Below are 14,313 nucleotides of genomic sequence, written 5' to 3' on the forward strand. Positions count from 1 at the left end.
TACTAGCCAGTTTGTAAGTGTTTTTTGGCCCGACCTGCCGATGTCACAGCTCCACGAATGGGTCGACAGTTCCGTTCTCGTCGACAGCGTAGACCGTCCACGGCTCGTCCTTTTCGCCACCCATTCCGGGCGAGCCAGCGGGCATCCCCGGCAATGCGATACCCGCAATATCGGGATTTTCGTCGAGCAGTGTTGCGATCGTCTCGACCGGGACGTGTCCCTCGACGAAGTACGACCCGAACTCGATCGTGTGACAGCTGTGCAGGTCGTCAGGGATGCCGAGGTCGGCCTTCACCGTCTCGATCTCCTCCGGGACCGAGGACGATAGTGATCCCTCAAGATGATCGTCGAGATACGCCTCGTAGGCGTCACAGCAGTCGCAGTTCGGGCTGTTGTACTGGTGAGCAGTGACCGAAAGCGTCCCCGAGTACGCCCACTCGTCCGTGCTGTCGCCGCCCAGACAGCCCGCAACCGAAACGGCGGCGACCGAGGACGCGGCGGCCAGCACCGACCGCCGGGAGACACGATCGCTCATCGAACCACCCCCACAAGGGCACGGAACGGCTTCGTCACGGCGAGGTGATAGTCTTCGTGTGGATCGTAGCCGCGGAACGCCAGACTGTTAGCCATCACCGACAGGCTGGAGCCGGTCATCGCCAGCCCGGCGAGCGCGGGGTTGAGCAAGCCTAGCGAGGCGATCGGGATCAGCGTCGTATTGTAGACGAAGGCCCAGAACAGGTTCTGCCAGACCTTCGAGATGGTCGCCTCGGAGATCCGGATCGCCTTGAGAACGTCCGCCGGATCGTCGCGCATCAGCGTCACGTCCGCGCTCTCGATGGCGACGTCAGTACCGCTCCCGATGGCGATGCCGACGTGAGCGGTCGTCAGCGCGGGCGCGTCGTTGACGCCATCACCGACCATGATCGCCCGCCTGTCGTCTCCCTGAATCCGTTCGATGGTGTCGGCCTTCTCGTCTGGCAGCACCTCGGCGTAGACGTCGTCCGGGTCGATCCCCAGCTGCTCGGCGACCGCGTGAGCGGTTCGCTCGTTGTCGCCGGTGAGCATGACCGGGTCCAGGCCACGATCTTGCAGGGCCACGACGGTCTCTTTCGCGCTCTCTCGCACCGTGTCAGCCGTGGCGACGACGCCGATCAGTTTGCCATCGAGTGCGACCAGCATCGCGGTCTTGCCCTCCCGTTCGAGCCGTTCCATCGTCTCGGTGGCAGGGTCGGGATCGATCCCGTTGTCCCGCATGAGCTTGCGGTTCCCCACCAGCGCCTCGCCCCGGGGCGTCTCGGCGCGGACACCGTGACCAGGGATGTTCTCGAACCCGGTTGCGTCCTCGATCTCGACGCCACGCTCTGATGCCCCCTCGACGATCGCCTGCGCGAGCGGGTGCTCGGAGTCGGACTCGACGCTTGCGGCGACCGCCAGCACGTCGTCTTCGTCGACTGTCGAATCCCGCTCATCGCTCACGATCGCACCGCCGTCGGGGCGTTCCTCGCCGGAGCCGTCTGCTGCGACGCCGTCTGCCGCCGCGCCGTCCCGGATCGACACGACATCTGTCAGCACCATGTCGCCGTGGGTCAGCGTTCCCGTCTTGTCGAAGACCACCGCGTCGATGTCGCGCACCCGTTCGAGAATGTCCGCACCCTTGAACAGGACGCCGTTGGTCGCGCTGATCGTCGAACCGACCATCGTCGCCGCGGGCGTCGCCAGCCCCAGCGCGCAGGGACAGGCGATCAGCAGGGCGCTGGCGAGCACGACCATGGAGAACTCAAGGATCGTGACGCCACCCTCGACTGGCCCACCACCCACTGGTTCTAACAGCGGGAGTAGATCGCCGAGCCACGACGCGACGACGAACAGCGTTTCCGGGGCGAGTGCCCAGACGAGCGCCCAGAAGACGGCGTTTGCGATCACTGCGGGAACGAAGTACGCCGAGACTTTGTCGACCAGCCGCTGGACGTCCGGCTGGCGCGCCTGGGCCTCCTTGACGCGCTGGACGATCTGCTGGATCGCGGTGTCTTTCCCCACTTGTGTCGCCTCGACCAGTAGCACGCCGTTCTCGTTGATCGTCGAGCCGACGACCTCGTCACCGACGCCTTTCTCGACCGGGACTGACTCACCGGTGACCATCGACTCGTCGACCGCGCTCTGGCCGTCGACCACGACGCCGTCCGTGGGAACCTGCTCGCCGGGACGGACCTTCATCACGTCGCCGACCTCTATCTCCTCGACGGGGACGACCTGTTCTTCACCATCTACGACCACTGTCGCCTCGTCGGCCTCCATCTCCAGCAGGGTCCGGAGCGCGTCGCTCGCGCGAGCTTTCGAGCGCGCTTCGAGCCAGTTGCCGAGCGTGATGAACCAGAGGATGATCGCGACGGCCTCGAAGTAGAGCCCGCCCGGAATCGCCCCGGCAACGACGCCGGTCGAATAAAGATACCCAGCAGAGGTACCAACCGCGACCAGCGTATCCATGTTCGCCCGGCCGGTGTTGACCGCGGCCTCGTACGCCCCGACGATGAACTCCTTGCCGAGCGTCGCCATCAGCGCCGTGGCAAGGACGAACTCGACCCAGCCTGGCGCAACCAGCACGCTCGGCAGGACGCCGGGGAAGAACATCTCGATCATCACGCCGATAAACGGGATCGAGAGGATTCCGCCGCCGATGACGAGTTTGCGCTGTTTGTTCAGCTCGCGTTCGACGGCGCTTTCGCGTTCCTCGGCTAGATCAGTTTCCTCGTCGCCGCTCGGGCGATCTGGATCGAATCCGGCGTCCTCGATCGCATCGTACACCTCGTCGAGCGACGCGTCGACCGGGTTGTAGACCAGCTGTGCCTCGTCTATGGCGAAGTTGACGCTCGCCTCGATCACACCTGGCACCGATTCGATGGCCTCACGATTCGACTCCGCACAGGTCGAACAGGACATCCCGGCGATCCCGACCGACGCCGAAGCCGTTTCTGCCTCGAAGCCCGCGTCCTCGATCGCGGCGTAGATCTCGTCCAGCGAGACGACATCGGGGTCGTAGGTGACGGTCCCCTCGTCGGTCGCGAAGTTCGCGTTGGCCGACTCGACGCCCTCTAGTGCGCCGACGGCCTCCTCGACCGAGCCGGAACACGTCGAACACGACATGCCCACGATCTGAAGGTGGGCGGTTTCCGTACTCATTACTGGGTGTTCCTACTGGCTCTGTATTCAAACGGGTTGCCCCTAACGAACTGTGGAAGTATCGGCCCCTGGCCTAATGATTCGGGGGCGCTCAGTGATCTACTCCCTTCTCCAGCTCTTCGTACCGCTCCAGAAACAACGACTCGCAGGAATGACAGCAGAGAACGTACCGGTTACCGTTACGTTCGACCGTGACCCCTTCGCCCTCGACGGTCTTGCCGCACTCCACGCAGTCGACGGCGAACTCGCCGCCGTGCAGGTCGGGGTTCCACGCCGATTCGACGACGCTCTCGACACGATACTCGATGACGGTGCGGTCAGCCAGCAGATCACTGAGACGCTCGCGAAGGTCGGATTCGGCGAGATGCGCCTGTGCGACGACCCGCCCGCTCTCGGTGCGGATGACGTGTTCGATACCGTCGACTGCTTCGAGCCCCGCCGCCAGTCCCTCGGCGTCTCCTGGTCCGACCTGGATGTCGACCAGCCGCGCCGCGCTGTTACTGAACATCGACTGGTCGACAGCTACGGTAAATCGTTCGAGAACACCGTACTCCCGCAGGCGATCGAGCCGGTCGGAGACGCTCGGGGCAGTCAGATCGACTTTCTCGCCGATCTCGCGGTACGAGCGGCTGGCGTCCTCTACGAGCAGGCGCAGTATCTCGGCGTCGGTTTCGTCGAGTGGCACAGAAACGAGTACGACAGGGTGATACAAACGTTTTCCCTACACGAAGCCCACGACAGCGAGCATACACAGGACCGCCAGTACCAGTATCACAGCACCCGCGGTCGGCAGTACCGAGTGATACAGCATCGAGCCGCCGATGATCAGCAACGCCATCCCGAGGACGGACAGACCGATCCCCCGACCTTCGGTAAACTGCTGGAGTTCGGCCATGCTACGCACCTCCGGTAGTCGGTCGGCTGTTCCTCCCCGGTGCATCCGAGTTCGAACAGGCAGATCGTACTATCATGGTGGTAGCCCCCGTTTGTTCGCACGCCGATCCGCCACGACGCATGTGAGTGTACGGCACAAAGAGTAGTATCGATTGTTGCATCTTGCATTGATCCGCTCACCCGATAGCTCCCTATCGGTTCGAGCGGTGACCGAAACACACTGGAGCATCGAGTCCGGACAACCAGTATGACAGATTCGTCCCCGGCGCTCGAACTGTACAACTTGCGGGGCTGTCCGTACTGCGCGAAAGTTCGCCGCGCGCTTGACGACCTCGACCTGTCGTACAAAACACATCAGGTTCCACGCTCGCGGAGCGACCGGGACGCCGTTCACGCGGCGAGCGGACAGCGCGGCGTCCCGGTGCTGGTCGACCGATCGAACGGCATCGAGGGAATGCCCGAAAGCGACGACATCGTTGAGTATCTCTACGAGGAGTACGGCGACGGTGAGACGCCGCCGCCATCGGGTATCTTCGATCGGGTGCTGTCGAAACTACTCTGAGCCAGTCTGCCCTTGCTACAGATTACGAAGTCTTTCACTTCGAGAACTGTAGTATTAGCTTCGAGACCAGTACTGTCACCTCGAAAACTGTGGCGTGCCGCAGTCGTCCGGACTACCCGATCGTCAGCACACGATCCGATGTCGTGACGACGTCGAGGAGATCCGACATCGTCGAGACGGGACAGACGTCGCTGCCCTCGCTGTTGCGGATCTCCAGACAGGTGCCGCAGGCGAGCAGTTGGCCGCCCGCCTCGTCGAACGCCTCCATCCGGGCGCGGACGTCGAACTCATCGTGGTCCGTAATCTCCTCGGCCTCGACGCCCTCGCCGAGCAGGAAGACGGAGACGTCTTTGCCATCCTCCAGCGCCGTGATACCGAGCCGGAACGCGTTCCACGCACGTTCGGGGTCGGCGGTTTCGAGTACGATCCCGAGCGAGTCGACGTCACTGTCGGCTGTTCCGGACATGTATTGTTAGATGTGTACAATACAAATAAGACTACTGCTCACTGGTGGGCGTCAGGACTGCCGGTAGATCAGATTTCGCTGGATCTCGTTTGCCCCCTCGTAGATCACGGGAACGCGCACGTCACGGTAGACACGGGCGATCCGGCGGTCGGTGAGGACGGAGCGCCCGCCGTGGAACTGCATTCCCTGTTCGGCGCAGTCGGTCGCCGCCTCGGTCGCTTTCGTCTTGGCCATCGCGGCCCAGAGGCCGGGATCCTCGCCCTGCTCGACCTTCTCGGCGGCGCGCCAGGTCAGCGCCCGGGCGCTCTCGAACTCCATGCGCATGTCGGCGAAGCCATGCTGGACCGCCTGGAACTCGTTGATGGTGCGGCCGAATTCCTCGCGGCCGTGGATGAACTCCCACGTCTCCTCGATGGCGGCTGCAGCGAGACCAAGACCGTGGCCCGCCACGACGATCCGGCCGTGGTTGAAGAACTCGGCGAGCATCCAGAAGCCAGCGCCCTCGGTCCCGACGAGGTTCTCCTCGGGGATGCGGAAGTCCTCGAAGACGATGTGAGCTTGCTTGGAGGCGCGAAAGCCCATCTTCTCGGGGATATGCTCGGCGTGATACCCCTCGCCCTCGGTGGGAATGATGAACATCGAGTGGTTGCCGTAGCGGTTGTTCTCGTCGTCGCCGGTCCGGGCATAGAGAGTGAGCCAGTCGCCCTCGACGCCGTTGCCGATCCAGAACTTCTCCCCGTTGATAACGTACTCGTCGCCGTCCTTTTCGGCGGTAGTCTGCATACCGGCGAGGTCGCTCCCGGTTTCGGGCTCCGAGACCGCGAGGCCGGTGATCTGGTCCCCCTCGGCGACCGGTCGGAGATACTCCTCTTTCTGTTCGTCGGTGCCGTACTCCTCGACGATCTCGGCGCCGAAACTGGCGAGCTGGAGCGTCAGCGCGATCCCGGCATCGGCTCGATAGAACTCCTCCGCGATCGCCAGCACCTCGGTCAGCGAGAGGTTCCGACCGCCGAGATCCTCGCCGATGTCCTGGGCGACCAGTCCGGCGTCCTGTCCGGCTTCAAGGATGTCGTGTGGGTACTCGCCCTTGCGGAAGTACTCCTCGGCGTTGGGTTCGATATACTCGTTGGCGAACTCGCTGGCCTCCTGTTTGACGTCCCGGGCGTGTTCGGGCACGATTGTGTCGTCAAGTAACTCCATGGTCTCTTCGTGGGGCGGACCGGGCATATAAGCAAGGGAACCGCTAGCACGGCGACGGGAGTTCATTTCGAGGATGTGCGTGGCTGACTGGGAACACATGGAGGGAATCCTTCAAGAACGACCGGATGTAAATAGTGGGTATGAGTCAGCAATCGGGTGGCGTTCGCCTGACCGTCAAAGCCGCCCAGAAACGTGACGCCGGGCGCGGCGTTGCCCGCCTTCCCGAGTCGGCCCGCAGCGAACTCGGCGTCCTCAGCGGTGACACGGTCGTCATCGAGGGGGAACGCCGGACGGCGACGAAAGTGTGGCCTGCGAGTGGCGATGTTCCCGACGGGGCGGTCCTCATCGACGCGGACACGCGAGCGAATGCGGGCGTCAGCATCGGCGATACCGTAACGGTTCAGCCGGGCTCGCTCAGCGACGCCATCTCGGTCAAACTAACGCCGCCGGAGTCGCTCGCGGACGTCGACCAGCGCGTGATCGAACGGGCGGTCAACCGCGACCTGCACGACCGCCCGGTGAGCGAGGGCGAACAGGTCGCGCTGGAACGGGTTGCCAGCCAGCCCTTTACCGTCACTGACACCTCGCCGGACGGGCCGGTCCGAATCACCGACCAGACGGTTGTCGTGGTAACGCCGCCCCCTGCTGGATCCGACGAACAACCGGACGCCTCAGCAGGTACGTCGACGGAACAGCCAGCCCACGAGGACGAGGTAGACGAGGAGGCTCAGCCCCCAGCGCGGGTCAGCTACGAGGATATCGGCGGCCTCGACGAGGAGCTCGAACAGGTCAGGGAGATGATCGAACTCCCGCTGAGCCGCCCCGAACTGTTCCGGCGGCTGGGTGTCGACCCGCCCAAGGGCGTCCTGCTCTACGGCCCGCCCGGGACCGGGAAGACGCTGATCGCCCGCGCGGTGGCGCACGAGGTCGACGCGGAGTTTATTACTGTCTCCGGGCCGGAGATCATGTCGAAGTACAAGGGCGAGTCAGAAGAGCACGTCCGCGAGATCTTCGAGGAGGCCGAGGAGTCGGCCCCGGCGATCATCTTCTTCGACGAAATCGACTCGATCGCCGGACAGCGCGAGGACAGCGGCGACGTCGAGAACCGCGTCGTCGCCCAGTTGCTCTCCCTGATGGACGGCCTCGATTTCCGTGGCGACGTGATCGTCATCGGGGCGACCAACCGCGTCGATGCCATCGACCCCGCGCTCCGCAGGGGCGGCCGCTTCGACCGCGAGATCGAGATCGGCGTTCCGGACAAGAGCGGACGCAAGGAGATCTTCGACGTCCATACCCGCGGGATGCCCCTCGCCGAAGACGTCTCGGTCGAGAAGCTCTCCGCGCAAACACACGGCTTCGTCGGCGCGGATATCGACGCCCTGACGACCGAGGCCGCGATGTTGACGCTCCGGCGCGCCCGGAGCGATCCTGACGGGCTCGATGACGCGGAGCTTGAAGTCTCGCGGAGCGACCTCGAAGACGCGCTGGCCGCCGTCGATCCCTCCGCGATGCGCGAGTGGGTCGCGGAGACGCCGGACGTCTCGTTTGCCGATGTCGGCGGCCTTGACGACGCCAAGTCGACCCTCCGCGAGGCTGTCGAGTGGCCGCTCACCTACGACCGACTGTTTAGCGTCACCAACACCGACCCTCCCAGCGGCGTCCTGCTGCACGGCCCGCCGGGGACAGGCAAAACCCTGCTTGCCCGGGCGCTCGCGGGCGAGAGCGACGTCAACTTCGTCCACGTGAACGGCCCCGAACTGCTCGATCGGTACGTCGGGGAAAGCGAAAAAGCCGTGCGAGAGGTGTTCGAACGTGCCCGCCAGTCCGCACCCAGTATCGTCTTTTTCGACGAGATCGACGCCATCGCCGCCCAGCGTGAGGACAGCCACGAGGTGACCGAGCGCGTCGTCTCACAGCTTCTGACCGAGCTGGATGGAATGGTCGAGAACCCCAATCTGGTCGTGCTCGCCGCCACGAACCGAAAGGACGCGATCGACCCTGCCCTGCTCCGACCCGGCAGGCTGGACAACCACGTCGAGGTACCTGCGCCGGACGCCACGGCACGCAGGGCGATCATCGATGTTCACGGCCGGGGGAAACCCTTCGCCGACGACGTGGACCTGGAGGAGATCGCCGACGGGCTGGAAGGCTATACCGGCGCGGACATTGAGGCGATCGTTCGCGAGGCATCGATGCTCTCGATCCGTGAGACAGCAGAGAGGCTGGGGCCCGAGGAAGCCAACGAGCGCGCCGACGAGATCGAGATTACCGGCGAGCACTTCGAGCGGGCGATCGAATCGGTCGAGCCGACGCTCGATTCCCTGTAATTCCAGCGCCCTGTGTCCCTTACCAGTACATCTCGGTCGCCCGGTGGCCTGTATCGTACGCATCCAGTCCTTCGCCAGTGAGCCGCGTGACCCGGAAGTCGTCGTACAGCGTCGTGTCGGTGTAGTCGACGAACGTGATCGGGAGGATGAGCTCGTCGTCCCGTCGATAGAGGCTTGCGATGGCCGTGTAGACGTGTTTGTGACGAGCGTTCCGGACGTAGCCTGCGACGACCGGGAGCGTCGCCTCGTGTGCGGGCACGGCCTGCAGCGCCTCGATGGACCGGCGGGTCAACTCGGTGCAGAACAGACCGGTGTTTTCGTCCTCGGCGATCGCTGCGAAGTCGGTCGGGGACTCGAAGTACTCCCGTAGCTCTACGCGGCTCATGAGGATATTATCCTCGACAGCTCCCGCCAGATAGCGCGGTACGTCGTAGTTCGAGTACTCGCGGAACGCGTCCATGAGTTCGACGACGGCGCGTTCGGGATCGGTCGGTGGCGAGCCGAGAAACTCCTCGACGACTTCGGGGTCGGCGTCGGTCCACAGGTTCCGTGCCGCGCCGACCGAGTGTGCCCGGGTGTCGACCTCGCGCAGTCGATCGAAAAAGGCCTCGTAGCCGGAGGGCTCGACGACGTACTCGCCCACCCGGAGCGCCTCGACGTCCCGGACGAGCTGTTCGACCGGCCCCTCGTCGAGGTCGTACTCGTCGTCGATAGTGGCTGCTTCCTCGCGAGTCGCGTCGCTCACGGAGACGGTCTCGACGTGCTCGCCGGACGCCGAAACTGCGATCTCATCGCCCGACACCGAGACGGTGTACTCGCCAAGACCGGCGGTGTAACCGTCCGCACCGAGGCGTTCGGCGATCAACGGGTGTAGATCCTGCTCGGTGAGGTTCGTTCCCGTGATGCGGCCGTACCCGATGACCGTGTTGTGGGCCGCCCGGCCGGTGCCGAGGGCGAGCAGGCCCCCACCGATGTACTTCAGCGCCCGCCGTCGCTCCATAGTCGGGTCCACCGGGTGGCCAGTACTAAGCTTTGTGTTCCATGTGGGTTCGCATACTCACTTCCGGACCAGCACCGTCTCGCCCGCTCGCACTTTCTCACCGCGTTCGACCGTGAGGTCGGCGCGACCGTACTCGGGTGGCAACAGGACGTCTGCGCGACTGCCAAAGGAGATGTGCCCGATCCGGTCGCCACGCTGGATCTCTGCCCCTGCATCGGGGTAGGGATGGATCCGGCGGGCGAAAGCCCCGGCGATCAGCGTCACCGTGTGGTCCTCGAAGCGAAGATGGACGCGTTCGTTGCGGTCGGACTCCTTCGAGAATGCGGGCCGGTGTGCACCGGAGACGTGTTCGACATCCTCGACGACGCCGCCAACCGGTGCGCGATTGACGTGGACGTCCCAGACGTTCATGAATACGCCGACGCGGATGCGGTTTCCCTCCTCACGAATCACGGAGACTTTGCCGTCCGCCGGCGAGACGACGCCGCTCGGCGGCGGTGATCGGTCCGGGTCGCGATAAAAGTACAGTACGCCAGCCGCCAGCGCGATTAGCGCGAGACCGACCGGCGGAGCGAACAGGATGCCCGGAACCGCGGTGACGAGCAATGGGACCGCGTACCTGCGCGCCCCCGGTGCGAACTTCATACGTCGTTTTGGTGTGGAGACCGTAATGAGGTTGGGGATCCACCGACGGCACTCGATGGGTCGGGTTCGGGCGGGTCGGCTCGTTTCAATCCCAGAACGACTGTGTTCTGGCGTACTGTCGTTCCTGTTCCAGAATGTCCCGATAGAACTCGTCTTCATCCTCTCGCAGTCGGTTGATGATCCGGGCGGCGTTGTGCGGGCCGACACCGCGAGCAGCCAGCGCGATCACTGCCTGTTTGCCGTGGGTCTGGACTAGGCTCCCGGCGCGGAAGGCCCGCTCTGTCTGGCGCTCCTGTTCCTCGTCTTTCTCTGCGGCTCGCACGGCCTGTACGACCTCGTCGGCCCACGGGTTCAGCGCGGCGACCCTGGTCGAGCCACACTCGGGACATCTCGGCTGGTCGCGCACGCGTCGGACCGGTTTCTCGGTCTTCCACTCCGTGCAGTGCAGACAGAGCAGGATGACCCGATCGTTCTGGATCCGCTCGCGTACGGTGTCGATCACGCTCGCGTCGGCGTTCTCGGGCGAGAGTAACTCGGTCCCACTGGAGCGTCCCCCGGTACCGACCGGCGTGCGACCGCCGACGATCTCGGCGTCCAGCTCCTCGCGCTGGATCGCCGCCAGCACGTCGCCTGCCGCGTCGACGTCCAGGTCCTCGTGGAACACCTCCCGGACCGCCTCGTCGTAGACCGGTGTGTCCTCCAGCGCGGCGAGCAGGCGGCCACTGGAAACGCTCGCGTCGCCCTGCCAGCGCTTGATCCGACCGAACTGCTCGGCGACCTGTGCGAGCCGGAATTTCAGGGTGTCTGAGCGCTTGAGACTCAACTCGATGATCGCCTCGACGTGGTCGGGATCGGTCGTTTCGAGCACCTCGACGACGTCCGTGACGTCGATCCGGCCGGGCGTCTCCAGTTCGATCCGGTACGGATCGACGTCGAGCGCGATCGACGAGCCAGTCTGCTGGCCGAGCAGCGAGGAAAGCACCCGCCCGAGCGTCTCGTTTGTCTGGTGGCCGAAGGGTGCGTTGACGAGGATCGTCCGCCCCTCGCGCTCGATGACAAGTCGGTCGTCGGTCGGCATCGGATGCTCGGTTTCGACGTGGCGCTCTAGCTGTGTCAGAGCGTCGCGAGCAGTGTGTTCGTCTGCCGGATACCGACGCGTGAACTCACTTGCGACGCGCCCGGCGTCCGCGCCGCCAGCGAACTGCGGTTCGGCGACCCGACGCATCTCGCCGACCTCGCCCGCGACCGCTCGGGGAACCGGGATCTCCTGGCCGATCCACGAGGGGACCTCGCCCGCCGGGTCCTCGATCGGCGAGACTTTGACTTCGCTTTCCTCGTCGTCGATGTCGGTGATCCGCCACATCTCGCCGCGCTGGATGAACACCTCGCCCTGCGTCGCGAAGTTGACGACGAACCGCTCGTCGAGTGTCCCGATCTGGCGGCCGCTGGCCACGTCGTGGACCTCGTAGGTCTCCTCGTCGGGGATCATCGAGAGGTTCGCGTAGACGTACTGCCAGGTGCCGCCGGTCTTCTCGATCCGGTCCTCGCCCTCGTCGTACCAGAGCACCCGGTTGCCCGCGAGTTCCTCGATGACCTCGCGGAACGCCGCCTCGGAGAGTCCCCGGAACGGATAAGCCCGGCTTACGATCCCGTAGGCTGTCTCGACTGCGATCTCCTCGTGACCCATCGCCAGCGCGACGGTCTGGTTGGCGACCGCGTCGAGGCTCCCCTCGTGGATCGGGTGGTGTTCGACCTCGCCTGCTTTCGCGCGGCGTGCGATCGCCAGCGCCTCGAACGTGTCGTCCGGCCGGGTCGTGATCACCGTCCCCGAAGAGACCTGATCCCGCCGGTGACCTGCCCGCCCGACGCGCTGGAGCAGGCGCGAAACCTGCCGGGGGCTGGCGTATTGGACGACGTGATCGACGTGGCCCACGTCGATGCCCAGTTCCATCGAGGAGGTACACAGGAGGGCGTCGATCTCGCCCGCCTTGAAGCGGTCCTCGACATCGATTCGGGCGTCTTTCGAGAGCGAGCCGTGGTGGACGCCGATCGTCACGTCGGTATCGAGCGCCCGCACGTCGCCGTCCGGTCCGAGCGTCTTGAACCGTGAGCCGAGTGCTTCCGCCGTCTGTCGCGTATTGACGAAGATCAGCGTCGACTCGTGGGCCTCGACCAGTTCGACGATCCGCCGGACGTGGCTCGCGACCGATTCGTTGGTCATCAGCTCGCCAGCGAGGCGTTCGTCCGTCGGCGTAACCGCTGGCGTCTCGACATCGAGTTCGATCCGGCTCCCCACGTCGACGCTCCGGATCGCACACTCGCGCCCGCCCGTGAGAAAGTCGGCGATCGCTTCGGGATCACCCACCGTCGCCGAGAGGCCGATCCGCTGGAACTGGCCGGCGACCTCGCGCAAGCGTTCGAGCGCAATGGAGAGCTGTGCGCCCCGTTTCGAGGCCGCGAGCTCGTGGACCTCGTCGATCACGACGTGATCGATCGATTCCAGCCCCACCCTGAGCTTCGAGCCGGTGAACATCGCCTGCAGGGTCTCGGGCGTCGTCACCAGCACGTCGGGCGGGTTCTCGGCTTGCTTGCTCCGCTGATAGTCGGTCGTATCGCCGTGGCGGACGTCGACGCTTACATCTAACTGCTCGCCCCACCACTCAAGACGCTCGCGCATGTCGCGGTTCAGCGCACGAAGCGGCGTGATATACAGCGCCGCGAAGCCGGGGTAGGGATCGCCAGCCTCGTCGGGCGTCTGGGCGCGGCGCTTCGCGACGGCGTCGAACACCGGCAACATCGCGGTCTCGGTCTTTCCCGTCCCGGTTGGCGCGATTACGAGCCCGTTCTCCCCGGCAGCTAGCGGCGGAATCGCGCGGCGCTGTGGCTCCGTCGGCGTCGAAAAGCCCCGCTCGGAAAGCGCCGCCCGGACCCGCTCGCCGAGATGCGTGAACGCCGCAGAATCCGGGGCAACCTCGCCCCCTGTCATCGTCTTCAGTTCGGGCGCGACGAGGTTAAGCCATTTGTTCCCGGGCATCTGGCTCGGCGTCTCGTACCCCCTGACGGTAAGCGCTGTATAGTCATTACCCCCGAGACCCCAGTCCGGGTATCCGCACTGGGTCTCTCTCTCATGTCCACGCCCTTGCTCACGACGCTGTTCCGGGTGCTGGTTGCGCCGCTGGCAGTACTGGCCAGACTGGTCGTAGTAACGCTCGGCCTGCTCGTCGGGCTGGTGAAGGCCCTGATCGTCGTTCTCGTCATGTCTGTCCTCGTGGTCGCCGCCCTGCAGGTCGGTGGCGTGGGCGTCGATCTCGGTCCGATCGAGGACGTGCCGATACCGGGGAGTGACGACGAGGTCGCGCCCGGTGATCCGAACACCTCTACCTACGGCTTCGACGACGGGGAAGTCAACAGCACTGCAGTCGAACGTGAGATCCACGAACGGGTAAACGAGCGCCGAACCGCTCGCGGACTCGACCCAGTGGAGTGGGATTCGACCGTCGCGTCAGTTTCCCGCGCCCACAGCAAGGACATGGCTGACAGGGAGTACTTCTCGCATAGGACGCCCGAAGGCGACGGCCCCCACGACCGCTACCGTGAGGTGGGAAGCGGCTGTTACGCCTACGGCGAGAACATCGCCATGTCGTGGGCAGCCCAGCCGGTCGAGGTCGACGGTGAGACCGTCACGTACACCACGAACGAGGAACTGGCAGCGGGACTCGTCACCCAGTGGATGGAGTCTCCGAGCCATCGTGAGAACATGCTCCACGACCGCTGGGAATCCGGCGGCGTCGGCGTCTACGTCACCGACGATGGGCAGGTGTTCGCCACGCACAACTTCTGTCGTGGCCTCGGCCTGTGACCTACTCTCGGGCGACCGCGATATTGCGGACGACGCCGCCACACTCCGGACAGTTGCCGGTGATTTCCTCGGTCGTTCTGCTCAGACACTCCGTGCATTCATAATACGCCGATGTGGGCGTGTACGGATCGGATCGAACCATGTGCGTTGATACCAGCGAACACAGTACTTATCGGTTTTCAC

13 protein-coding genes are annotated in these 14,313 nt (G+C 64.8%); 3 read left to right on the forward strand and 10 right to left on the reverse strand.

Going from position 1 to position 14,313, the window contains the following annotated elements; all coding sequences use genetic code 11:
• Positions 1 to 43: 43 nt before the first annotated feature.
• The 4 genes from AArcS_RS03455 to AArcS_RS03470 form a co-directional block, all read right to left on the reverse strand.
• The gene (locus AArcS_RS03455; protein WP_238479028.1) at positions 44 to 535 is read right to left on the reverse strand and encodes a DUF411 domain-containing protein; all 492 of its coding nucleotides are present in this window, start codon (positions 533 to 535) and stop codon (positions 44 to 46) included.
• The gene (locus AArcS_RS03460) at positions 532 to 3,177 is read right to left on the reverse strand and encodes a heavy metal translocating P-type ATPase (protein WP_238479029.1); all 2,646 of its coding nucleotides are present in this window, start codon (positions 3,175 to 3,177) and stop codon (positions 532 to 534) included. Before AArcS_RS03460 ends, AArcS_RS03455 begins: the two co-directional genes overlap by 4 nt.
• A gap of 91 nt (positions 3,178 to 3,268) precedes the next feature.
• Positions 3,269 to 3,862, reverse strand: a complete 594-nt coding sequence (locus AArcS_RS03465) for an AsnC family transcriptional regulator (protein WP_238479030.1) — start codon at positions 3,860 to 3,862, stop codon at positions 3,269 to 3,271.
• Positions 3,863 to 3,898: 36 nt separating this feature from the next.
• Positions 3,899 to 4,072 carry a hypothetical protein gene (locus tag AArcS_RS03470; protein ID WP_238479031.1) on the reverse strand — a complete coding sequence of 58 codons (174 nt, stop codon included), beginning with the start codon at positions 4,070 to 4,072 and terminating at the stop codon, positions 3,899 to 3,901.
• A gap of 246 nt (positions 4,073 to 4,318) precedes the next feature.
• Here AArcS_RS03470 and AArcS_RS03475 point away from each other — a divergent pair, with 246 nt between their 5' ends.
• On the forward strand, positions 4,319 to 4,633 hold the full coding sequence (locus tag AArcS_RS03475; RefSeq protein ID WP_238479032.1) for a glutathione S-transferase N-terminal domain-containing protein: 315 nt from the start codon (positions 4,319 to 4,321) through the stop codon (positions 4,631 to 4,633).
• Positions 4,634 to 4,745: 112 nt separating this feature from the next.
• On the opposite strand, the gene AArcS_RS03480 is transcribed toward AArcS_RS03475, so the two are convergent.
• Positions 4,746 to 5,099 (reverse strand): DsrE family protein, encoded by a 354-nt coding sequence (locus tag AArcS_RS03480; RefSeq protein ID WP_238479033.1) that lies wholly within the window; start codon positions 5,097 to 5,099, stop codon positions 4,746 to 4,748.
• A 51-nt stretch (positions 5,100 to 5,150) separates the two neighbouring features.
• On the reverse strand, positions 5,151 to 6,299 hold the full coding sequence (locus tag AArcS_RS03485) for an acyl-CoA dehydrogenase family protein (protein WP_238479034.1): 1,149 nt from the start codon (positions 6,297 to 6,299) through the stop codon (positions 5,151 to 5,153).
• A gap of 140 nt (positions 6,300 to 6,439) precedes the next feature.
• Here AArcS_RS03485 and AArcS_RS03490 point away from each other — a divergent pair, with 140 nt between their 5' ends.
• The gene (locus AArcS_RS03490) at positions 6,440 to 8,626 is read left to right on the forward strand and encodes a CDC48 family AAA ATPase (RefSeq protein ID WP_238479035.1); all 2,187 of its coding nucleotides are present in this window, start codon (positions 6,440 to 6,442) and stop codon (positions 8,624 to 8,626) included.
• Positions 8,627 to 8,645: 19 nt separating this feature from the next.
• On the opposite strand, the gene AArcS_RS03495 is transcribed toward AArcS_RS03490, so the two are convergent.
• The 3 genes from AArcS_RS03495 to AArcS_RS03505 form a co-directional block, all read right to left on the reverse strand.
• Positions 8,646 to 9,626: a hypothetical protein gene (locus AArcS_RS03495; protein ID WP_238479036.1), complete on the reverse strand. Its 981-nt coding sequence runs from the start codon at positions 9,624 to 9,626 to the stop codon at positions 8,646 to 8,648.
• A 57-nt stretch (positions 9,627 to 9,683) separates the two neighbouring features.
• Complete coding sequence (locus AArcS_RS03500; protein WP_238479037.1) at positions 9,684 to 10,271, reverse strand: protein sorting system archaetidylserine decarboxylase; 588 nt, start codon at positions 10,269 to 10,271, stop codon at positions 9,684 to 9,686.
• An 85-nt stretch (positions 10,272 to 10,356) separates the two neighbouring features.
• On the reverse strand, positions 10,357 to 13,257 hold the full coding sequence (locus AArcS_RS03505) for a DEAD/DEAH box helicase (protein ID WP_238479970.1): 2,901 nt from the start codon (positions 13,255 to 13,257) through the stop codon (positions 10,357 to 10,359).
• Between the two features lie 141 nt (positions 13,258 to 13,398).
• Between AArcS_RS03505 and AArcS_RS03510 the strand changes: the two genes are divergently transcribed.
• On the forward strand, positions 13,399 to 14,130 hold the full coding sequence (locus AArcS_RS03510) for a CAP domain-containing protein (RefSeq protein WP_238479038.1): 732 nt from the start codon (positions 13,399 to 13,401) through the stop codon (positions 14,128 to 14,130).
• A gap of 1 nt (position 14,131) precedes the next feature.
• Here the strand turns inward: AArcS_RS03510 and AArcS_RS03515 are convergent, their stop codons facing one another.
• On the reverse strand, positions 14,132 to 14,272 hold the full coding sequence (locus AArcS_RS03515; RefSeq protein WP_238479039.1) for a rubrerythrin-like domain-containing protein: 141 nt from the start codon (positions 14,270 to 14,272) through the stop codon (positions 14,132 to 14,134).
• Positions 14,273 to 14,313 lie beyond the last annotated feature (41 nt).

Origin of the sequence: Natranaeroarchaeum sulfidigenes (assembly GCF_017094485.1) — an archaeon.
Taxonomy (GTDB): domain Archaea; phylum Halobacteriota; class Halobacteria; order Halobacteriales; family Natronoarchaeaceae; genus Natranaeroarchaeum; species Natranaeroarchaeum sulfidigenes.